The sequence below is a fragment of the Bradyrhizobium sp. USDA 4369 genome (assembly GCF_054056435.1).
Genome location: NZ_JBSRYH010000001.1, coordinates 1,515,935 through 1,537,638, shown reverse-complemented (window position 1 = coordinate 1,537,638; position 21,704 = coordinate 1,515,935). Strand labels below are relative to the sequence as shown.

The 21,704-nt window shown below is 60.9% G+C and carries 17 protein-coding genes; 4 read left to right on the top strand and 13 right to left on the bottom strand.

Going from position 1 to position 21,704, the window contains the following annotated elements; all coding sequences use genetic code 11:
* Positions 1 to 4: 4 nt before the first annotated feature.
* Genes ACVIJ6_RS07040 through ACVIJ6_RS07030 form a run of 3 tightly spaced genes read right to left on the bottom strand, consistent with a single transcriptional unit; the run spans position 5 to position 2,905 of the window.
* Positions 5 to 730 (bottom strand): ABC transporter ATP-binding protein, encoded by a 726-nt coding sequence (locus ACVIJ6_RS07040; protein ID WP_456772095.1) that lies wholly within the window; start codon positions 728 to 730, stop codon positions 5 to 7.
* Positions 723 to 1,529 carry an ABC transporter ATP-binding protein gene (locus ACVIJ6_RS07035; protein WP_456772094.1) on the bottom strand — a complete coding sequence of 269 codons (807 nt, stop codon included), beginning with the start codon at positions 1,527 to 1,529 and terminating at the stop codon, positions 723 to 725. The genes ACVIJ6_RS07040 and ACVIJ6_RS07035 overlap by 8 nt, the downstream gene beginning before the upstream one ends.
* Positions 1,530 to 1,573: 44 nt before the next feature.
* Positions 1,574 to 2,905, bottom strand: a complete 1,332-nt coding sequence (locus tag ACVIJ6_RS07030) for an ABC transporter substrate-binding protein (RefSeq protein ID WP_456772093.1) — start codon at positions 2,903 to 2,905, stop codon at positions 1,574 to 1,576.
* Positions 2,906 to 2,939: 34 nt separating this feature from the next.
* On the opposite strand from ACVIJ6_RS07030, the gene ACVIJ6_RS07025 reads away from it, so the two are divergent.
* A complete protein-coding gene (locus ACVIJ6_RS07025; protein ID WP_456772092.1) occupies positions 2,940 to 3,926 on the top strand; it encodes a sugar-binding transcriptional regulator in 987 nt (328 codons plus the stop codon).
* Positions 3,927 to 4,139: 213 nt separating this feature from the next.
* On the opposite strand, the gene phnY is transcribed toward ACVIJ6_RS07025, so the two are convergent.
* The 5 genes from phnY to aepX all read right to left on the bottom strand — a co-directional run bounded on the left by phnY (position 4,140) and on the right by aepX (position 9,881).
* Positions 4,140 to 5,582 (bottom strand): phosphonoacetaldehyde dehydrogenase, encoded by a 1,443-nt coding sequence (gene phnY, locus ACVIJ6_RS07020; RefSeq protein ID WP_456772091.1) that lies wholly within the window; start codon positions 5,580 to 5,582, stop codon positions 4,140 to 4,142.
* A 9-nt stretch (positions 5,583 to 5,591) separates the two neighbouring features.
* Positions 5,592 to 6,581 (bottom strand): DMT family transporter, encoded by a 990-nt coding sequence (locus ACVIJ6_RS07015; protein ID WP_456772090.1) that lies wholly within the window; start codon positions 6,579 to 6,581, stop codon positions 5,592 to 5,594.
* Between the two features lie 14 nt (positions 6,582 to 6,595).
* Positions 6,596 to 7,738, bottom strand: a complete 1,143-nt coding sequence (gene aepY / locus ACVIJ6_RS07010; RefSeq protein ID WP_456772089.1) for a phosphonopyruvate decarboxylase — start codon at positions 7,736 to 7,738, stop codon at positions 6,596 to 6,598.
* Between the two features lie 68 nt (positions 7,739 to 7,806).
* A complete protein-coding gene (locus ACVIJ6_RS07005; protein ID WP_456772088.1) occupies positions 7,807 to 8,886 on the bottom strand; it encodes a methyltransferase in 1,080 nt (359 codons plus the stop codon).
* A gap of 68 nt (positions 8,887 to 8,954) precedes the next feature.
* Positions 8,955 to 9,881 carry a phosphoenolpyruvate mutase gene (aepX, locus tag ACVIJ6_RS07000; protein ID WP_456772087.1) on the bottom strand — a complete coding sequence of 309 codons (927 nt, stop codon included), beginning with the start codon at positions 9,879 to 9,881 and terminating at the stop codon, positions 8,955 to 8,957.
* 524 nt (positions 9,882 to 10,405) lie between these two features.
* Between aepX and ACVIJ6_RS06995 the strand changes: the two genes are divergently transcribed.
* Positions 10,406 to 11,122, top strand: coding sequence for a hypothetical protein (locus tag ACVIJ6_RS06995; RefSeq protein WP_456772086.1), 717 nt, complete (start codon positions 10,406 to 10,408; stop codon positions 11,120 to 11,122).
* 681 nt (positions 11,123 to 11,803) lie between these two features.
* A complete protein-coding gene (locus tag ACVIJ6_RS06990) occupies positions 11,804 to 12,253 on the top strand; it encodes a hypothetical protein (protein ID WP_456772085.1) in 450 nt (149 codons plus the stop codon).
* On the opposite strand, the gene ACVIJ6_RS06985 is transcribed toward ACVIJ6_RS06990, so the two are convergent.
* The 4 genes from ACVIJ6_RS06985 to ACVIJ6_RS06970 form a co-directional block, all read right to left on the bottom strand.
* The gene (locus tag ACVIJ6_RS06985) at positions 12,250 to 12,678 is read right to left on the bottom strand and encodes an ABC transporter substrate-binding protein (RefSeq protein ID WP_456772084.1); all 429 of its coding nucleotides are present in this window, start codon (positions 12,676 to 12,678) and stop codon (positions 12,250 to 12,252) included. The genes ACVIJ6_RS06990 and ACVIJ6_RS06985 overlap by 4 nt on opposite strands.
* 526 nt (positions 12,679 to 13,204) lie before the next feature.
* Positions 13,205 to 13,846, bottom strand: coding sequence for a hypothetical protein (locus ACVIJ6_RS06980; protein ID WP_456772083.1), 642 nt, complete (start codon positions 13,844 to 13,846; stop codon positions 13,205 to 13,207).
* Between the two features lie 126 nt (positions 13,847 to 13,972).
* Positions 13,973 to 14,929 carry a hypothetical protein gene (locus tag ACVIJ6_RS06975; RefSeq protein ID WP_456772082.1) on the bottom strand — a complete coding sequence of 319 codons (957 nt, stop codon included), beginning with the start codon at positions 14,927 to 14,929 and terminating at the stop codon, positions 13,973 to 13,975.
* On the bottom strand, positions 14,865 to 18,629 hold the full coding sequence (locus ACVIJ6_RS06970) for an LGFP repeat-containing protein (protein ID WP_456772081.1): 3,765 nt from the start codon (positions 18,627 to 18,629) through the stop codon (positions 14,865 to 14,867). The genes ACVIJ6_RS06975 and ACVIJ6_RS06970 overlap by 65 nt, the downstream gene beginning before the upstream one ends.
* Positions 18,630 to 19,269: 640 nt before the next feature.
* On the opposite strand from ACVIJ6_RS06970, the gene ACVIJ6_RS06965 reads away from it, so the two are divergent.
* A complete protein-coding gene (locus ACVIJ6_RS06965) occupies positions 19,270 to 20,229 on the top strand; it encodes an IS110 family RNA-guided transposase (RefSeq protein ID WP_456772080.1) in 960 nt (319 codons plus the stop codon).
* 391 nt (positions 20,230 to 20,620) lie between these two features.
* Here ACVIJ6_RS06965 and ACVIJ6_RS06960 read toward each other — a convergent pair whose 3' ends face one another.
* Positions 20,621 to 21,562 carry a radical SAM protein gene (locus ACVIJ6_RS06960; protein WP_456772079.1) on the bottom strand — a complete coding sequence of 314 codons (942 nt, stop codon included), beginning with the start codon at positions 21,560 to 21,562 and terminating at the stop codon, positions 20,621 to 20,623.
* Positions 21,563 to 21,704: the final 142 nt, after the last annotated feature.

Genomic DNA, 21,704 nt, shown 5'->3' with positions numbered 1-21,704 from the left:
AGGCTCACACGGCAACATATTTGGAGAGGCGCGTTTCGATCCGCTCTGCCTCGCCGGTCTGACAATCGTCGACCACCAGTCCGTTCTCGATGGCGACGACCCGGTCGGCGACACCCAGCACGAAAGCGAGGTTCTGTTCGACCAGCAGGATGGTGTAGCCGCGCTGCTTCAGGGCGATGATCGCGTGTTCGATCTGGCGGATGATGATGGGTGCGAGCCCCTCGGTCGGCTCGTCCAGCAGCAGAGTCCGCGCACCGGATCGCAGGATCCGCCCGATCGCCAGCATCTGCTGCTCGCCGCCGCTCAACTGCCCGCCAAAATGCCGCGTCCGCGACCGCAGATTCGGAAACAGATCGAAGATCTCTTCCTCGCTCATGCCGGCGCCGCCCAGCAGCGGCGGCAGCGCCATGTTCTCGGCCACCGTGAGGCTGGCGAAGATTCCGCGCTCTTCCGGACAGTAACCGAGACCAAGACGCGCGCGCTCCGACGGACGCAGCAAACCCACGTCTTGCCCGTGCATCAGCACCTGCCCCGACTGCCGCTGCAGCAGGCCCATGATGGCACGCAGGATGGTGGTCTTGCCGGCGCCGTTGCGGCCAAACAGCACGACGACCTCGCCCTCCGCTATGGTGACGTCGATCCCGAACAGCGCCTGGACCTCGCCGTACCATGCCTTGAGGTTGGATATCGCAAGCGGGCGGCTTGCGTCTGTTGCGTGCGGGTCAAGCATCGGCGGAGCCACCGAGATAGGCGGCGCGGACGCTGCGATCACGCGCAACCTCTTGATAGGATCCGCCGCTGAGAACGGCTCCGTTCGCAAGGACAGTGACGTGATCGGCAAGCCGCTCGACGACCTTGAGATTGTGTTCGACCAGCAGCACGCAGCAATCCACCGCCGCCTCGGCAATCATCTTGACGACTGGACCGATATCTTCCCGGCCGAGCCCTGACGTCGGTTCGTCGAGCAGCAGCAGGCGCGGGTTGAGGGCGAGCGTGGTTGCGATTTCGAGCAGGCGCCGCCGCCCATAGGATAGTTCACGCGCCGGCCTGCGTCGCTCGGAGGAAAGGCCAGCCCGCGCGAGGAGCGCCTCGCTGTGCGGGGCAAGATCGTCGCTGCCGCGCCGGCGCAACAGCCGGAGCGGCGGGCTGGCATGGGCCTGCGCCACGAGCATGTTGTCCTCGACCGACAATTCGGGAAAGACGGCGCAGATCTGGAAGGATCGCGCCAGCCCGAGCCTGGCCAGCCGATCGGCAGGCCAGGCCGTGACGTCGCGGCCAAACAATTCGATGTGGCCGCGGGTCGGTTTAACGAAGCCGCTGATCGCGTTGAACAGCGTCGACTTGCCTGCCCCGTTCGGACCGATCACCGCGTGAATGCGGCCGTCCCGGAGGTCGAGCGACACCTCGTTCAAGGCGACAAAATCCTTGAACTGAACTGTCAGGGCGCGAACCTTCAGCACGGGATCCGACGGCGGGGCCGTAACGGCTCTCGGTGCTTCGAATGCACGGAGCGAAGCGCTGGCGGTCATGCTTCATGCGCCTTGTTTATTGAACGTTGCTTATTGAGTCTTGTTTATTGGGTCTTGGCCGCCTGCGAGCTGCAGCCGGATGCGGATGCCGGCCGGAACGCCGCGCTTGCCGGAACCGTGGCTGTGCGCTGGTAGAAGTCCCAGGGCTCTTTGCTCTCTGCCGGCGACTTCACGCGATAGACGCCGATCTCATAGGTCACACGTCCATTTGATTGAATGTGCGCTTCGCTGCCGAAGCGGTCGACCGGCAGCTGTCGCATCTGGTCGTTGACAGAAGCGGCGTCGTCGCCGTGCGCAGCCTGTGCAGCCTTCAGATAGTGCAGCACGCTGGTATAGACGCCGGCCTGCTCACGCGTCGGCATCCGCCCGTGGATGGCAAAGAACCGCCGGGCGAAGGCGCGGGTCGCATCATTGTCGTTCCAGTAGAAGCCGGTGCTGATGATCAGGTTCTGCGCCGTCTCCAGACCGATACTGTTGATGTCCGTGACGAAGGCATGCAGGGCGGCCAGCCTTTGGCCGGCGCGCGCGATCCCAAACTGGCCCGCCTGCTTGATGGCGTTGACAGTGTCGGCCCCGGCGCTGGCGAGGGCGATCACCTCGGCGGACGAACTGCGTGCCTTCACCAGAAGTGTGGAGAAATCAGCCGTGCCCAGCGGATGGCGAGCGCTGCCGATCACCTTGCCGCCGCGCTCGTCCACGACCTGCTGGGCCACGCTTTCGAGATCGTGGCCGAACGAATAGTCGGCGGTGAGGAAGAACCAGGTTTTCAAGCCCTGGTCGAGCAGCGAGGCTGCCGTGCCGCGCGCCAGCGCGTAGGTATCGTCGGTCCAATGCGTGACATAGGGTGAACAATAGCGGCCTGTGATGTCGGTCGAGGCTGCGCCGGATATCAGAAGCGAGCGCTTCTTGTCGGTCGCGAGCGGGATCAGCCCAAAGACCACGCCCGAATGCGGCAGATCGACGATGGCATCGACGCCGCGCCGGTCAAACCATTCACGCGCGATGCTGGAGGCGATGTCCGGCTTGTTCTGATGGTCTGCCGTGATGATCTCGATCGGGGTGCCGTCAACGGTTCCCCCGAAATCGGCAATCGCCATCCGGGCCGCAACGATCGAGCCGGGCCCCCCCACGTCGGCGACGACGCCGCTCTGATCCCCCATCACGCCGATCACGACCTTGCCGTCCGAGAATTCGGCCAGAGCAGCACTGAACGAGACAGACAGAAGTGCAACCGACAGCAGCATGGTTCGCATGGCGAGCCCCCCCCTTTTGGACACGAGGGTACTTAGCCCGCTTCGCTGACACATTTGTGACGTTGTGGGTACAATTGGGCTATCGCAGGGATGGTAGTTGCCCGACCAGGCTTCGCAGGGCACACATGCGTCAGACCCAATCGATTCAGGCTGTGACGTGACCACCTCAAACCTGAGACTGCGCGACGGCGAGAGCGACAACGTTGATGCGATCCTGGAAGATCGTGTGCTGGTTGCTCGAATATGCTGGTACTACTTCAAGGAAGGGCAGACCCAGGAAGCAATATCGCAGCGGCTGAACATGACGCGGAAGCGGGTCAACCGGATCCTCGGGCTGGCGCGGGAAAGCGGCTTCGTGCAGGTCACGATCACCGATCCCGCCGGTCAGCAGACGAAACTCGAGGCGGAGCTCGTTGCGCGATATGGCTTGATGCAAGCCATCGTCGTCCCAAGCCCCATGAGCGACCTCGACGTCAGATCATTCCTGGGCGCCGCAGCTGCCAATTACATCGCCGAGCAGCTTCCCGCGGATGGCTCGATCGGAATCACCTGGGGAGGGACGATCAATGCGGCGGCCCAGAACTTAAGACCCCGTCACGGGCAGAACACCAAGGTTGTCCTGCTGTGTGGCGGACTGGCGGAAAGTGCGCCGATCAACCCGTACGACAATGCTGCAATGATCGCGCGCGCACTTGGAGCCCGCTGCTATTATCTCACCGCGCCCATGTTCGTCGACGATGCGGCCTTCCGCAACCTCATCGTCGACAGCGAGCCTGTTCGCTCCGTATTGGCCATGGTGCCGAATCTGGACATGGCGCTGTTGAGTGCAATCGACCTTTCCGAGCAGTCAAAGGTGCTTGAATACAACGTGATCTCGCGCAAGACCTGGACATCACTGCGAGCAGCCGGCGCGGTTGGCGACATCTGTGGCCACTACCTCGATCGCACCGGCAAGCGGGTGGATCATCCGCTGTCGCGGCGCACCATCAATCCGCCATGGGAGCACATTCATCGGATCAAGCACCGGGTTCTGGCGGCCGGCGGACTGCAGAAGGTTGCGATCATTCGCGCCGCGCTGCTGGCCGGGTTCTGTCATGTTCTGGTGACCGACGAAGGTGCCGCCGAGAAGCTGCTGCTCGACTAGCCTGATCGCGCCCACGTGCTCAACGGGACCGCAGCAGCAATCCTTCACGGCGCGGCAGCGAGATCGGCTACGGTCCGCGAACGCTCTCCGGGCGAGCGGGCTTTGAGCCGCCTCGATCATGATGCGTTTCCAGGAAAACGCATCATGATCTTTCCTCGTTGCTTGAGCATGATCTTTTCGCAAAATCCGGTTTCCACGTTTCCGGATCGTGCTCTAGACTGACCAGGGCAGAGAATAGGTCTTCACCTGCGTGAAGCTGCGCATCGCTTCCAATATTCCTTCTTTGTGACCCAGTCCGGATTGCTTGATGCCGCCGAAAGGGGTGAGTTCGGTGCGATAGCCTGGAACCTCCCACACATTGACCGAGCCGACCTCGAGCCCCTCGATGAGCTTCGTGAGCTGATCGAGCCGGTTGGAACAGATCGCAGCCGAAAGTCCGAACCTGGTGGCATTCGCGGTCGCGATGATCGCGTCGATATCATTCTTGCATCGGATGATCGGCAGAACCGGGCCGAACGTCTCCTCGGCAACGAGCTCGCAAGCGGGTGAGACATGGTCGAGCAGAGTGGGGGGATGAAAAGCGCCGCGAGGCTCACCGCCGAGCAGAAGCTGCGCTCCGGCCGCGACCGCGCCAGCCACGCGCCTGGCAATCAGTCGGGCTGCGTCCGCGCTGATGACAGTGCCGAGATCAATCGAGGGGTCGCTGGGATCGCCCGTCGAGAGCTGCTGCATATGGTGCAGGGCCCGTTCGGCAAATCGATCGGCGAGCTCCTCGACGACCAGCACGCGCTTCACCGCCGTACAGCGCTGTCCGGAATGTCTGACCGCGCCCTGCACGGCCAGATGAGCGGCGCGATCGACGTCGGCATCCGCAAGGACGATGAAGGGATCGTTTCCGCCGAGTTCGAGGACGAGCCGCCGGTAGCCCGCCTGCTCCGCGATCTGCCGCCCGACACGAACCGACCCTGTGAAGGTCACAAGCTCGGCGTCCTCATCCGTGAACATGCAACTCCCAAGATCGTGCGGCGCTCCGGTCACGATCGAGAGCATGCCCTCTGGCAAGCCCTGCTCGCGCAGGATCCCGCCGAGTGCTAGCGCGGTCAGCGGCGTCTGCTCCGACGGCTTGAGCACGACGCGGTTGTTGGTCGCAATGGCCGGCGCCAGCTTGTGGCTGACCAGGTTCAGCGGATGATTGAACGGGGTGATGGCCGCGATGACCCCGGCCAGCGGGGTGCGCAGCGAAAAAATGCGCCGCTGATGGGGAATTCCGCCGATGTCTCCCGGGTAAATCTCGCCATCATTTTGGATCAGCGCATAGGCCGCAAATGACCACACGTCGCAGGCGCGCCTCGTCTCATGCAGGGAATCCTTCAGGCAGAGGCCGGTCTCGGCGGTGATCAACCGTGCGAGCCGGTCTCGATCCCGTGCGATCGCGCGCGCGGTCCCGAGCAGGATCTCCGCCCGTTCGCGGCGGTTCAACCTTGGACGGAAGCGTGCGGCTGCCGCGAACGCAGCCCGGACGTGATGTGGCTCTGCCTGCGGTACTGTCCCGACCAGCGCGCCGGAAAACGGATTCCTGACCTCGATGACGCGATCCGCGTCCGCGGGGGCACCGGCCAGCAGCATGGGTTGGTGGATCGGCTCAATCGTCGGCATGTGGCGACCTCAACTCAAAGCCTGTTTCGGTTGACGCTCGGCCTGAGGCTTTCCAGCCTCTTCGATCTCGCTGAATGAAGTTCTGATCGCCCTGTTGCGCCGCGGTTGCTCCTCGCGCTGCCAGATCACGATGGTGACGCCCATGATGATCAGGAGGCAGGCAAGCACGGTTCGCAACGCGAGTTCCTCACCCTGCAGGATGACGGTTGAGACCAAAGCGACGACCGGAATCAGAACCAGGCTCTGGGATGCGATCCGGGCCGGGATCGAGGCCAGCGCGTAGGACCAGGCAACGAAAGCCAGCCCTGTCGCGACGATGCAATTGAAGGCGATCGGCAAGACGAGAGCTGAAAGGTGCTTGACGCCGACACGCGGTTCGAGGAGCGCCGAGGCTATCATTGCGGCCACTCCCGATGTGGCAAGCTGGAAGACGGTCCGGCTCCAGATGTCGACATCGCTACGGGTTCGGTTGGCAAGCCATGTTCCCAAGGCCCAGCACATGGCGGCAACCAGCAGCAGGGCAACCCCTGCCATAGTGCCGATAGTTGTTGGGTGGGGCTGCCCGGGGCCGTTGGCGCTCAACAGCATGATGCCGGCTAGCCCGCAGCCTATTGCTGCAAGCTCGAACCCGGTCTGCCGCCTGCCATCAAACACCCACTCAACGATCGCCAGCCAAAGCGGCATGGTATAGAAGATGAGGGCACTCCGGCCGATGTCGAGATATTGCAGGCCGACCAGGCTGAGACCGAGCCCGCAGGCCATCTGCAGCATGCCGACGGCCAATAAATTGAGTCGTCCTCGCTCGCCGAGGCGAAGCGGATAGCCGAGCGCGAGGCGCGCCACTGCGATGGCCAGCGCGCCGCCGAGAAGACGAAGGCTCGTAAACAACAGCGGCGGTGCGATCCGCAGCGCATCCTTGATGACGAGCCAGTTCAGACCCCAGACCAGGATCACGAAGATCAGGCACAGGGTTGCCGAGGTCGAATGCCTGCGAACCATGACATCGCACCCCTTCAGCCGACAATGGAGGGTTCGAGAGTACCGAGCCCGATGGCGTCTTGGAAACGGCGCCTGTTCGCGACCGGCGTATGCCGGGTCGTCACACGCGGCAGCGTTGCGGGATAAGAGGGATTGATCTTGCAAAGCAGGAAATGAGGACCTTGCGTCCGCGCACAGTGCTCGATTGCGCCTGGGATCTGCTCGGCTGCGACGCAACGTGTCGAGGAGCGATAACCGCAGGCCGATGCCACGAGATCCAGGGCCGAGCTGCATGAGGTCGATGCCTGCCCGCCGGTTGACGCATAGCTCTCATTGTCCAGCACCACGTGGATGAGGTTCTGAGGCTTGGTGTGTCCGATCGTCGACATCACACCCATGTGCATCAACGCGCCGCCGTCGCCGTCCAAAGCCAGCACGGGACGCTCAGGCATCGCGAGCGCGAGGCCTGCTGCCAATGCGCTGCAGTGGCCGAGCGAACCCTGCATGTAGAAGTTCTCGGGACGGTCGTTGATCCGGAACAGTTCTCTCGTGATGAACCCGGTCGTCGAGACGATCAGGGTGCCCCGCTCAAGCTGCTGGCAGATCAGTTCGATCGCCTGTCCGGCGCTGAGCGGGTAGCCGGGCGCTGCGTCGGGCGCCGGCTTGCCGAAGCTCTGCGTGAGCTGACCCTTGCGCAGCAACAGGGCAAAAGGGGCTTCCCGCCGGTGCGCTTCACCGGCCCGGGTGATCATCCGATCCAGCCCGCCCGGCGTGCCGTCGAATTCGCACCACGCGATCGCGAGCTGGTCAAGGATCGCCTTTGTCGCGGCGCCCATGAAGATGTGCTGCGGCTCGTCTGCGCTCTCGTCGGGATGCCCTCGCATCGAAATCAGCAGAAGCAGCGGGATGCTGTTGACCATCAGCAATGAGGTGAGGGGGTTGATGACGTGACCGAGACCGGAGTTTTGCAGCGCCACAACGGCGCGCTGCCCGGACAAGGCGGCGCCGGCGGCGAGCGCCACCGCGCTGCCCTCGTTCGCCGCAGCCACGTCGGTGAACGCGTTGCTCTCGGCCACCCTCTCAAACAGGTCGCCGAAATGCGAGCAGGGAACACCTGAAAAGAAGGTGTAGCCTGCTGCAGCCAATCTCGATAGGAGAACATTCGTCGGCACGGACATCGCTCTGCTCCTGCGCTTCAGACATTGGGAACGGCTTTGCCGTTCCCAGAACAGTCGAGCTCCGGACGTCAACCGAGCTTCTTGGCCACGATCAGGCTGCGATTGCAGAGCGATTTGTGATACTCGACATGCGCAAAGCCGGCCTGCTCGAGCATCGCTCGCATGTCCTCGAAGCTGTAGCAGCAGCCTTCGTAGCCGGTGGTCAACAGCACCGAATACTCCGCTTCGGCGGCTGGAGCCGGGCGCCCGCCGCGATCGTCGGGATGACAGCTATAGACCGCGATGCGGCCGCCGGATGGAAGGCTGTCATAAGACTTCCGCATCAGCAGGCGGACCTTCTCGGGCCCCCAATTGTGCAGCACATGGGAGTAGAGGTGGAGGCTGGCCTCCCGTGGCAGCGGGTCGACGAACATGTCGCCGGCCACGATACGGACGCGATCCGGGTAGAGACCCCGCGCGAGCAGACAGGACCGCGCGAGCTCATCGACCGGAGGGCGCTCGAAGATGATGGCCGACAGCGCGGGATAACGCATCAGCAGATGAGCGGAATAGACGCCGGAGCCGCCACCGATGTCGAGCACGGACGTATCATTGCTACAGTCGAGCAGGGCGGCGAGATGCGGGGCAAAGATCCGGCCGCGCTCCTCCATGCCGCGCGTGTTGAGGTCCGCGAACTCATCTGTCAGCATCAGATCGTCCCAGCTGGTCGTATCCCCGCGCTCGACATGCCAGGTGTCGGATCCGTCGTTGCGCAGAACGTCGTACAGCTCGCGAACCGAGGATTTGTATTTCATGGTCGCGATGTAGGAGGCGACGTTGCCGTCGGATCGACTGCTGAGATAACGGAGAGCCTCGGTGGTGGCATGCAGCTTTCCGCCCTGCCTGATGATGAGACCCCAGGATTCGAACAGCCGAACCATGGTGCGGGTCGGCCGTTCACGAAGCGAAAAGTGCTGCCGCAGCTCGTCTTCGGACACTGGATGGCCGTCCAGATAGCTGAAGAGGTCGAGCCAGGAGACGGCGGCGATATAGAGATCGGCGGCGTAGGAGCTGTCGCGCCACTGGATGATCTTTGCGATATCCGGACGATTGACGTGCGAAACATCGGTCGGCGTGTCGACGCGTGATGCCAGTGCGGTCGGGGTCATGGCCTGATCCTTCATCAGAGAGCAGTGTGTGTGGTCGGGGGCAAGTCGGTCTCGAATGGTCTGTGGCGTCATTGCCTTGGCAGGTAGTGAGCCTCTGCACGCGCCAGCTCCTCGTAGTCGAACAGCGAGAAGACCTCATCGAGGGTCGCGACATCGGGCTCAATACCGGCGATCCCCTGATCGGCGATGATGCGCCGGCAGACCTCGCGCATCGCCGCTGTCGCGGCTCGCATCGCATGATTGGCCCAGATCACTGTCGAGATGCCGGCAGCACGAAAGGCGGAGACCGGCGTCTGATAGTACTTGGTCGGGACGATCACGACGGGAAGGCGGTTCTGCCAACCCTTTGCGAAGGCGAGGATCTCGTCGGCAGAGCTCTTCCGTGAATGGATGAGAATGGCATCGGCTCCGGCGTTCGCATAAGCGTGAGCCCGGTGCAGGGCCTCGTCCATTCCGCGGCCGGCGATCAAGGCTTCGATGCGGGCGACGAGAACGAGCTCGTCGCCGACGGCATCCTTCACCGCACGAAGACGGCCTGAGAATTCGTTAGTATCGGCGAGCGGGTGACAATCGCCGATGAAGGAGTTCATCTTCGGAAATTGCTTGTCTTCCAAGGCGACACCTGCCGCGCCGCGTTGGCGGAGCTTCCGCGCCAGGAGTCGCGCGTTGTTGAAGTTGCCGAAGCCGCTGTCGCCGTCGACGAGCATTGGTAACCGTGTCGAATCGGCCATCCGTTCGACCACGTCAACGAGCTGAGTCCAGGAGGCTTCGCTTGCGTCGCGATAACCGAGAGAGCAGGCGATCGACAGGCCTGATGCCCACAAGCCTTTGAAGCCGGCGCGTTCGGCAACCGCACTCGAGAGGCCGTCATGGGCCTCCATCAGAAAGGTCAGATCGTGATTGCTGCAGATCTGATCGCGTAGCGCTGCGGCGCGAGATGCAGGTTCCGTACGATCATCTGCAGCATGACGGTTCGATTGCGGTCGCGTGAGCATGCAAGAACTCCCTTTCCGGTGCGGGTCTTCCATCAACCACCAGTTGACAGTTTTGCGACGCCTGGATCAATTACTAACTCTGGTAGTCGTTGGCCCCATCAGCGTGGTCGGTGTCGAGCGACGGAGGTGCACCCCTGTACGCGCGGCCGGCGCAAGCAGCCGGACGCGAGCGGCGGCGTGCGTTCTCGAAACAGATGGCTGGACAGGGGCAATGGCAGGCCGCTACCGAAGCTTGTAGTAGCGGTAGGGATCGATATGCGTTCAACTGTTCGCTTCGTTCGGTACCCGCGTCAGCTGTTTGGCGGATCTGATACAATGATCTGATAGGTCATGGCGCGACAGGCGCTTGGCGAGCATTGCCGCGTTCTGGTCGGAGATGGCAGGATCCGATGCAAACCATCCTCTTGGACGATCATGGGCGGGCTTGGGATGCTCATTCGCCTGTGTTGCGGACGTTTCTGCAATGCCCAGTGTCGGATTTCGATTTCTGCTCCTATGTTGTCGACAATCTCGGCTTCGTCGCCGTGACCATGATCGACAGCCGGTCAGCGCGAATCCGGCTCAGGCCCAGGACTGTCTGCGGCGTCAGCATCGCTGCGGCATTATACTTCATCGCGGACAAAGCGATGGAGCGCATTATCGTTGTCAAAGCCGGCGATGACGTTGTCGAGCGGATGTTTCCGAAGGCCGGCCAGGCGATGGCCTATATCGAGGACGAGGTCGCACGCGCCCGCCTGCACCTGTCGCCGGTGTTCAGAAGCCGCGAGTTGCCTATTACCGCGCTTGCGAGGGAAGCAGAGCCGCTCGCTGTCCTGTTCATGCGATGGCTGGAATGTGATCGGACCAGCGACAGCGCCGATTTGAAGGGCCTGCTCGATCTGCATTCGCTGCAGCGCTTCGTCATCATAGAGCCTGTCGACGGCCGGCTTATCTTCGCCGAGATCGGCTCCGGATTTGAAAGCTTCGGCAGAACTTGGCAACAGCATGCGCCGGGATTGCCGCTTGAGGAGCAGCCCGACTATCACTACGGCCAATGGGTTCGTGGCGTTTACGACCATGTGCTGCGCACAGGGCGGCCGCTCTTCGATGACGTTGATGCCGTCATACGGCGCCCGCATCGAAATGACAGGCTGCGGGTGCATTACAGGCGCCTCATCCTTCCCTGCGGATCGATCGGCTCCACACCTGCCCGGCTGGTCGGAGCGTCGCTGGTTGACGACGTCGCATCGTCCCCTGCATAGGCTCCCAACACGTCGGTGCGCCGCGATCCGCTGACCGCCAGGCCGGCGCGGGGGCGATCTGGACGCAGTCCTTGAAGATGGATCGGATCGCTGGTCCATGACGATCGTTGCGCGCCGGTTGGAGTCTGAGCCTGCATCGACATTCGATGAGGCTCACTTGTGCTGCTTTGGCAGCCGGGGCGGATGAAGCTGGCGGGCGCCATCAGATTTCGCGAAAGCGAATGGCGGAACCGAATACTCGCATGCCGAGAGTCCGCTCCAGGCGCGCGGTCGACCTTCTGAGCCGGCTGATTCCATCCCTTCCGACCGGTGTCCTTGTCATAGGACGACCAATCTCGGTAGCTCGCTAAGTGAAAGCCCGCGTGCCATGAGTGGGCCAAGCGGGCGGAGCTCAATTCAGTTCGGCTCGACATGTCGGTCGAAGCGAACCGGTATGAAGCACGACGCCGTGGGTCGCCATGAAAGCTCGCTGCATTGAGGTGTGACGAGGCTCTGGCGCAGTCTGAGACCTATGGCTTATGGCCCGAAACACATATTGTATTGATGTCAATACGACTGAACGATATCGTCCCACGTCGCAGAAGGAGAGGTGACGGCGTGTAGGTCTGCGTCGATCCCCTCGCAACCGGCCGGTTGTCGGCGGCCTTCCATCGACCGTGAATCTCGGCTTGGAGATCGGTGATGTCTCTTGACGAAGCCTTGCGCATATTAGCGGGCGTGAAGCCGGGCGATTTGATGCTCGATGAGAAGGCCATCGAAAAGAATCCCGATGCTGTGTTGGTTGCGCTCGGCCGCAGCTTTGAGGCCCTCTCTGCAGAACTTGCGACGCTGCAGCAGCAGGATGTGCAATTGACGGCCGCCTCCTGCGATACAAAATCGCAGGTCGCCACCATGGTCGAGCCTGGCCTCGCGCGCATCGAAGCGGTGTTGAGCTCGCTTGATCCGATTGAGCGGGCCATCATGGCAATCCCCGCCAGAACGGTCGTTGGTCTCGGTGTCAAAGCACGACATGCTGCACATGTGCTGTCGAGCTATTGGACGGACGTCCCCGAGAGGCTCGACTGGGATGCGCGGACCGTGCGGCATCTGATCGAATCCGCTTGTTCCGTTGCGGGTGTGGACCTCAGCTAGGTGACGCCGATCTTCGTGCCCTTCAAGCTGTTTGGGCCGCGATAGTCAGTAGCCTTGTCCTTTCGGACAGCCAACGCGAACGTTGGATGCCGGCCACACAGAACGACCCCAACAACCGTCTGACTCTTGGCATACATTTGAATCGCATGGTCAAACGCGCCAGCGGTGAGATCAGCACGTCCTGCCACAAGAGCCTGGAGCGCCTTGGATCCGCCGGCAACGTCAAGGATCTCAGAGGCGAGGTCCGCGTCCTTGAAAAAGCCCAGCCGTTCGGCAAGTGTCACCGGAGCGTATTGTAGAAAAGCCCGGCCGCCGATCGTGACTCTGACGCGCGGCGTCTCAACGGTGCTGTCCGCCCGGGCCAAGTGCGCCGAGCCACACAACACCAATAGCGGAAACGCCAGAAGATTACGTCCTTGTAACACTGGCAGGGTATCGCGAGACTTTTAAGGAATGTGTGCCGGTAGAGGATTCTTCTCTCATCTCCGGGCGACTCGTGAATCATACGAATGATCATCCACGCGGGCAAGGCACAAGCTCGCCGAGGTTGCATGCGTGGCGTCTCGTAGAAAGAGTGTGATGTTACAATACAACGACTGCATAGTGCTCAATCTTTTCGGGCTGGTGCTTGCTGATGATGTCCGATTGGCGGCGGTGCCGCACGAGCTTTGATCCCGATTTGAACTGGTCCCAAGGGGCTATAATTAGTCTGCGACGCCGCCGCTCGCGAAAGACGGGACGTTTGGGGGGAGCTGCACGATGCCCCGACAGCTGTCAGCGATCGCCTCCGATCGCGGTTTGCGATGCGCCGGATCGGCATGACTTGGTACTCGCGAGTCAAACCCCAATGTTTCCGGCGCACGGCAACGGTCTATGAGGGAGTTCGGCTACGGGATACTAACGGGAGCGACCTCGCCTCAAAGAACTTTGGCGCCCTGAGACAGGAGGCGTCTATCGCGGTCCAACGCGGAGGCGGCTTGGCCAGCCAACCCGGACAAGCGTTTGATCAGGATCAGACAGGGCGAATTCATACATGCCCCAGGGCTTGTTTTCGGGCGATTGATGAAATTCCTGGGCCGCAGCATCAACATTCTCGATATAGAGATACAGTCCGAAGGGGTTTCGGCCCGGAACCAGCCATCCGTCGACCGCATCCGTCAGATGTAGCTGCCCGCCTTGCCCGTTAGACAGCATGCGATAAGTATCGGGTTCTCCCGGACCTGGTCTTTGGCTGTCCGGGCGCGCGAAGCCTAGCCGGTTGTAGAACCGTTCAGACATGTCGAGGTTGTTTGACGGCAAGATCGCAACCAAGAGGCCGGAGAGGCTGTTCATTCGGGTACTCCAGATTTTCAGGTTTAACGATAGGCCGAGGCCGTCGCGCGGGTCTGTGCGCTCACGCTCAGTTCTGAAGTGTGACGAGACGGAATAATCGTCGGACGTCTCGATGCTGTGCTTCGCAGCTTTGGACTGCGGTCGCTGACGGGCCGTTACCGGTTCAGAGATCGCCAATGTGAAATGGACAAGCTCGCCTGAGAAGCGGTTCACAGGAAACGTAGTCGGGCGACCATGTAGATCAATGTCGATACGCTCCACTGCGGCAGTCTGTGGCGCTTTACTTTTCTTGGCTACGCCTGGGCACAATCATCACCAAAATCTCCGCGTGTTGCCGGCCGAATGATCGATGCCTTTTGGTTCGATTAGTGTCAATTGAAGTAAGGTTCAACGTAACAGATCGCTAAAATCCGCAAGTGATTCTCCGTACCGTTCATTGTAGCTTGCGAGGATTGCCGAACGAAGAGTGTTGAGGTCGACGTCTGCGACGCTTCTGGGCGAGTGAGCGCCAGGAGAGTTTTCATACTTGAATGCGATCACGTCGATATAGACAAGCTTCTTGAGCGGCTTGTCCTGGAGAAGGGTGAGGAGCGCGCCGGAGAAGGCGGGATAGGGTGTGAAACCGTTGACCACCCAGTCCTTGATATCCGCTTCTGGTACGCTGAAGTCGATGCCAGTGGCGAGGAGCCGGCTCAGGAGATCGCGGTCCGTTAGCAGACGAACCGGATTGGCCGTGTTGGATAGATCGAGCCGAAGCGTGGCTCCGGTGAAGGGATTGACGACCGTCATGGCGGCGCCGTCACTGTTGGCGATTGAGCCGGACGCGAGGCGGGTCGACGCCGTTATCTCGGCGTCGACATTGGAGGCCCCCGTTGAAAGGACCGCGGTTGAGTCTCCCATCGTGAATCGGATTTCCTGACCTAGGAACGACGAATAGGTATGCTCGCCAGCCGCCGTGAAATCGCGGCCGCGATTCTTGGCCAAAATGGTGTCAGCGAAACGCTGAAGCGCGACGCCGCTGAGTCTGGCCTTGGGAAGGGCCTCAAGCATTCCAAATCCCTTGCCATCGCCGTGGACAGCAACGAAGAAGCCAAATGTCCGGTTGTCGGGCGCGGCTTCGCGGCAGCCTTGGGACAGAAAATCAATGAACGTCCAGTTGCCGTTGAGAATTCGGCAGGCGGCCGTAGCGGTGTAGGATGACGGAATGATCGGTCGGCTGCCGCAGGCAAAGCCCGGCGCCACACAGGCCGATGAGTGGCCGACATTGCTTGGCACGCCTTCAAAGCGGATCATCTGCTTCATCGAGGTGAAGCGCGATGTCGGAATGAGTACGGTCGGCTGCACGAAGCCGAGGTCCTCTCCCTTGCCGTGAATGGAAGCGAGCGCTGCGACGACCCCACCTCCGGAAGCGCCGACAACGGCTCCGAGCGGGCCGGCTAGCACCGCTCCGAGCACCCCTCCAACAATGCCACCCAAGATCGGCGTCTCGCCGGGGCTTGAGGTGTAAGCATAGTCCGTGCGGGTCCCGCCGGCCCGAAATCAGGAAATCCGGCTCGGACGCATAGACTTCGACCGAACTATGGTTGAAGCGCTGATAGAACGCGCGGTGGGCCGGATTGACCAGGAGATCGAGGATCAGGTTGGGTGGCTGATAGGAGGTTTGATCCGCCAGCACGACATCGCCGCGCGCGAAATCCTCAAGCCATTTCGGTTTCTTCAACTCGCCCATGACAGCCGTGGGAGCAGCGTAGGCCAGCTGGATCTTCTTCAGGCGATCGGCCTGCGGGCTGAAATAGTCAGACTGCGCATTGCTGACGCGCCGCCGGTAAGGCGCGTTACGTCGACCCTCGCTGGTCGAGACGGCGCCCTTCAATGAAAGGTAGTCGAGGACAATCCGCGCGGCTGTCTTGACGCGGGAATCCTCTGAAAAGTCGTAAAGGTTCTGGATCGCAAGCCACGTGTAGCGTGTGTATGGGCGCGAATTGTACTCGATGAAATCTGACTTCATATGGGTCTGCAGCTTGCCCACCAGATAGTCGGAAAGGCCATTAGCCTTGTTGTCGTATTTAGGGTCCTTGGACCGCTTGGCCCAAAGTTGATTGGCGAGATAACGGGAAGAGTCGATCATCCAGAGATGGTTTTCCGTCTCGGGAATCTTGACGGTACAATCGAAGCTCTCATCGTCGGGGTCGTGGGGCCCGGTCTTGTTGAGGAGGAAGAGCATCCGGTAGCGAACGTCGGGCGCCAGATATTTGCCGTAACGGTAGATCATCGGCACAAGACCCTTCAGGGCTGTGTCGTATTCACCTTCCCGTGTACAGAGGGGCGAGTCGGTCTCAGTTCCTGTCTGACGCGGGAATTGATCGCGGAGCGCTTCATTGATCTCCGAGATCATACCGAAAGGCTGACCCCGCCGCCTGAAGTCGCCGGCAGCTCTCCCATGCGCGACCTCGTCTTCGATGACATAGAGCATGGCTAGTGCGGTGTAGACTTCCCCATCGCGCCAGTGAGGTGCGAATCCAGCCCCCTCGATCGCGGCGCGGGCCGCGCGGATCGCTATCGTGCTCTTGTTCTCGAGCGCCCTTGCGACAGTCGTTGGAACGTCAAGATCGGAGAGATCAACGTTCTCGTTGCTGGTCGTACGGAACCGAATGGAGATCGGAATCGTCCAGTTCTGCTGCGCACAATGTTCTTTTTCTCGGCAGCCTTCGATCCTTATCGTGTAGCGCCCAGTGCCGTTGCCGACTGTGGGGACCGAGGCGTCGTCCTCTGGACGGCTGAAGTCAATACGGAAAGCGCCGGCCCGCTTGTTGTTTGGATCTGGATCGACTTCGTGCTGCCCGAGCGGCTGACCTTCGAATGCGACGTCGACCAGAAACGACTCGAACTCGGAATCGGCATCGCCCCAATCAACGTTGATTCCGTTGCCAGCCTGGAACACGGCGACAACCATCTTAGATCCCTGGTCGGGCGAAAAGACGATCGTCCCGTTCTCAAAGCTTGTCTGCCGGCCATTCCGGCCGGGAACGCCCTGCTCGGGCGCGGTGGGACAGCCGAGCGCGCTTCCTTTTCCGCCTTCTCTGGTCCAGCGATCGTTGATGAGACCGACGGGTTTGATTGGACAGTCAACGTCGGGCGGCGGAGGAGCAACGAAGTTGACCGACGCCGGGACGGCAAAGCCCTCCGGACAAGTCAACAGCCCGCGGCATCCTCTGACGGAGATGCGATAGGTTGCGCCCTCAGGCCCAACGTTCGTTCGCCACGTTCCGCCATTTGAGAAGCCGACATTTGTGGGAGCGGAAACGAGCCCCCCGTCTTTCTCGAACAACAGCGAAAAGCCGTCGTAAAAAAACGGATCGGTTTGTCCCCAATCCGCAACGATCTGCCAGCCGTCCTGATAGACGGCCAGGAGCATCTGCTCACCCTGCTGAGGCGAAAAGCTGATCTCGCCATGTTCGAAGGATTGCTTGCGCCCGGTTCCGGCGTCCTGTTCGGGGCCTACGGCGCAGCCGAGCCGTCCCTCCGGACCTCCCAGGGCTGCCCATTTTTGCGCAATGAGTCCGATCGGCCTCGGGGAGTTCTCGCAACCGGCAAAGGCAGGAAGTGGCGGCAGCCGGTACTCCACCTCGGCTGGCACCGTCCATCGCTGCGGACAGTCATGTCCACTGATGGCTCCAACCTGGCAACCTTCGATCGAGAACGTGTATTTGCCAGGTAAGGGGGCCTTGATCCAGTGGAATCCGAAGGTGCGTTCGATGAAGCCATGCACTTCGACCTGCGGCAGCGATTGCCCGTCGCGTGTAGATGCGATCAAAAACCGGTCGTAATTCCAGGGCGAGCTGTCGCCCCAATTCAGGATGAGATGGTCATCCTGCTGATAGGCCGCAATCACCATCTTGGGGCCTTGTGCTGGCGACCAGACGATCTCGCCGTGCTCGAACTTCATCTTGATCGCATCACGGCCTTCGAGACGCTCAATACCAAAGCCTCCCGCCGTGTTACCGAAGAGGATCGCCTTGCCGACGTTGAGCCGATTGTTGTCAACGCCACGCCATGCCAGCCAAAGCCGCCCGCCAGCGGCAGCGGCGGGCGCGCTCTCGCTGGTGTCGCTCAGAACACGCTTCCCCTGAAAATTCAGGGTGCCGCTTGGAGCGGACATGACGTTCAGCTCCTTATTGCCGGACCCCTTCCATGCCAGAAAGGGTTTCCCGTCAAGCACGGTAAGGGCCGGGGATAGATCAGTCTTCTCACCAAGAGTGACTTTCCCTTCCGTTCCCTCGATGTCGAAGCCGCCGGCCGTGTTACCAATAAGAACGAGCCGGGCCACGTTGATATTGTTGTTGCCGGACCCGCGCCATGCCATCAGAAGGCGATCGCCGGATGAGGCGAGGGACGGCGCGGCATCTGTGGTCTCGCTGAGAACGCGTTTGATGGGAAAGCTCACGCCGCCGTCAGCGGAAGCCCGCAGGTTTATGTCGTCGTTGCCGGACCCTTTCCACGCAATGAAAAGCCGACCGCCATGTGAGGCGAGTGTGGGCCGAAGATCGGTGCGCTCGTCCAACGTAACTTTGCCTGAGAGCCCTTCGATGCCGAACTCTCCGTTCGTATTGGCAAATAGAGACACCTTGGCGAGGTTGATGTTCCGATTGCCGGATCCGCGCCAGGCGATGAAGAGGCTGCCATTGTGAGACGCAAGCGCCGGAGCTGCGTCGGAGGTCTCGGCGAAAGTCGTCTTGCTTGTGAAGCTTGCGCCATCGTCATTGGAAACCATCATATTGATGGCATCGTTGGTCCCCCGCCACGCGATATAAAGATGTCCGGCATGAAGGGCGATGACTGGCGAATCCTCGGTCAGCTCACCTGGGATGTCTTTCTGGCCCTCGACACGAGTTTCTCCACTCACGGGGCAACCCAGCGGCCCCCTTGCGCCGTCCAAGAAGAACCAGCGATCGAGGATGCGCCCGGTGGGCTGAATGGGGCACTCCTGTGCATTGACAGGCGACATGCCCAGGGTGAGAAGAATGGCGAGAACCCACAGTATCATCGGTGAGCACTCCACTGTCGACCCTGAGAGGTCGAGAAGGTAATTGGCGTTATCTGTTAGCGTAGCATCAATCGACTATGACGATATGAAATATATGGAACTCGGCGGCGTCAGATCGCAGAGGTCAGGCTATTCGATCGAATTGCGATGTCAAGGACAAGGCCTTGTGCCTGGCGCGGCGAAACTCACCTCGACGGAAAGTTCCAGCAGCGCCATCGTCTTCGCTGATCGAATGCATGAAATTTCGCCATGCGGAGCGAATACGTCGTCACATGTTCTCTCCCAATTATTCGCGCCTCATAGAGTTTTGCGGTGAGTCGGCGTCCACTGGCGTCTTCGTTCGTCGATGCGTGAAGCTTGCCGCAGGTATTGGCCTTTCATGCCCTCCAGGTCATGAACCGCATCCCCGCCTCTACGTGCCGTGACGATCGCGATACGTCCCTTGTGTGGAGAAGCTCTGCCAAGATACGCAAACGGGCGGTTCTGACCAACCGCCCGTCGCTGGATCTGAGCCCGTTACGTCCTTACGTCCCAAAAGCGATGAAGCTTGTTTCAGAGCGAGGGACAGATCCGGTGTCTTCCTCAACCCGAACAGTTGCAAGGGCTTTGAGCCCGAACCGAGCAAGGAAGGGAGTCGAAGATGGCACAAACTGACAGCGTTGTCGCGGGCATCGATGTGGCAAAGGACAAGGTGGATGCGTGCGTTCGGACAGTCGCCGAACGTCCAACTTTTCTGAGCGCCGCGGTAGGACAACGCCGGTTGGTCGCCTGGGTGCGTAAGCACAAGGTCACCAAGGTCGTGATGGAGGCGAGTGGAGGCTATGAGCGGGAATGGGCCAAACTGCTGCGCCAGGCTGGCACCGAGGTGCAGGTTGTCGACCCCAAGCGGGTTCGCAACTTCGCATTATCGGCCGGACGCTTAGCCAAGAACGACGCGATCGACGCGGAGATGATCGCTTGGTTTGGCGAGACATTCAGCGATGGGCCAAGTCAGGTCTACGATGCAGATCTTGAGGAGCTGCAGGGCTTGGTGAAGGCGCGTGTGAGACTGGTCAATGCCAGAATAGCCCTTGGGTGCCAGAGTGAACACGCCGCGCCGCGGACGGTCCAAAAGGCGCAGGCGCGCATCCTGGAGAGCTTTGACAAGGAAATTGCCAAGCTCGAAGCAGAGATATCAGCCAAGGTCAGGTCCATTCCGAGCTTGGCTGAGCGTGCGGAGATCATCGCCAGCGTCCCAGGACTTGGTCAGATCAGTGCCGCCAACCTCGTCGCCGGAATGCCGGAGCTCGGCCGAGTCAGTGACAGGATCGCCGCTGCCTTGATCGGTGTGGCCCCCTATGACGACGACAGTGGCAAGCACCGCGGTGAGCGTCATATCGAGGGAGGTCGCCGCTGGGTCCGCAACGCCATCTATATGCCCTGCCTCGGCGCGGCAACGCTCAACAACCCTGTTCTCAAGGCCTACTATCGTCGACTGATCGCCAAGGGCAAGAAGCCCAAAGTGGCCGTCATCGCCTGCATGCGCAAGCTGATCATCATCCTCAACACAATGCTCGCACGCGGCCAGCAATGGGATCCGGCACGTTGCGTGGCGAGCTGATCGAGCGCGCTCCTGCCGCGCTCGGTTCCCGACCGAGCGCATGTAAGTCGACTGGACCTGTGAACGGATTGGCTCAAGGCCGAAGCCGCCGAAGGCGGTGGCGCGCCCAGCGCCAGCCTTGAACCAAGCCGGCTTACAGGTCCAAAACTCCACAGTTGCTCGGCAAAGCAGGATGGCGGGATAAAATCACTGATTTGGGGGCGGCGTCAACAATATTTCTGATATTCGGAATTTGTGGTGCGCTGTTGCGGCGCCCATACGCAATCGCCCGCGGTTGGCCGCCATCGAATTCAAGGCGATGCCGACTTGCTACGCGAGCACCGCCGGCAATCGACGACAAGAAAAATGCAGCGTCATCGTAACCCAGAACTCCCTAACCCGGATCAGCAGCCTAGCGCAGGACTTCCCGCAAGGTGGTTCTGGCCAGCCGATGCAGGCGACGGCCGAGCGGAGGGCGTTCGCTGTATTTCTCGCAGAAGTAATAGCAATGGACGGTGTCGCACGGTTCTGCCCGATCCTCGCGCCAGAACGTGCCGTGCAAGAGATTGCCATAAGCGCGGGAATTGCCGCACCTGAAGACATCTCCATTTGGTTCGATCTTGAAGAAAAGGCGGCCGGCTCCGCATCGCAAGCCATCGTAGTTGGGGGTCCCGTGGAGCATGCGGTCGTCGCCGAACATATCGACGGTCGGGCGTTCGTCGCGGTCTTTTAGTGCTGGTGCATAGAAGGCGCGCGCTGCCTCATTATAATGCCTGAAGGTCCGTCGCTCGGTTGACGTGTAGGCTCCTGGATACGACTTTCCCTCATGGTGTCCTCGCATCACTTTCGGAATCGGAAACATTCCAATCGGCGCAAGAAGGTCAATCGCCTCTTCGAACCGCGCCAGGGCTTCGGGCGTGGCGACCAGCGAGGACATGATCTGAAAGCCGGCTTCTTTCAGCGTGTCGACGTTGTCCAAATAGGGCTTCAAGCCGTTCTTGCGCTCGCGTTCGGCAAGATGAAATCCCGCATTGATGAAGCTGACACGGCGCGGCGAGATCATCTTCGCGAAATCCTGCCACGATCTGTATGTCATATTCGAGTTGATGGAGAGCAGATGTCGACCGGTCAGCCGCGCGCAGAGATCAACGAAGTCAGGATAGACGCTCGGCTCGCCGCCTGTCATATGGAGGAGCCAGGTTAGTCCTGAGCGGTCAAACGCGTCCTGCCAGGCTTCGTTCGAGGCCGCTGGCTTGATCTTTTCTCCGAGCGTTACGTTATCAAAAAAGCAATAAGGGCAGCGATAATTGCAGGTGTTCAAGAGCTGCCAATCGGCCTCAACGTCATATTTCATCGGTGTTCCCCGCTCAGAACAGTCGCAACTCTACCCCACGTTGCTTATCTCCATCTAGAGCCTTGATGGCGATATGCGTGCCCGTCCCTTGACGGCTGCAATGTTCAACGGACGCGCGGACCACAGACGTCAAGACAGCCCT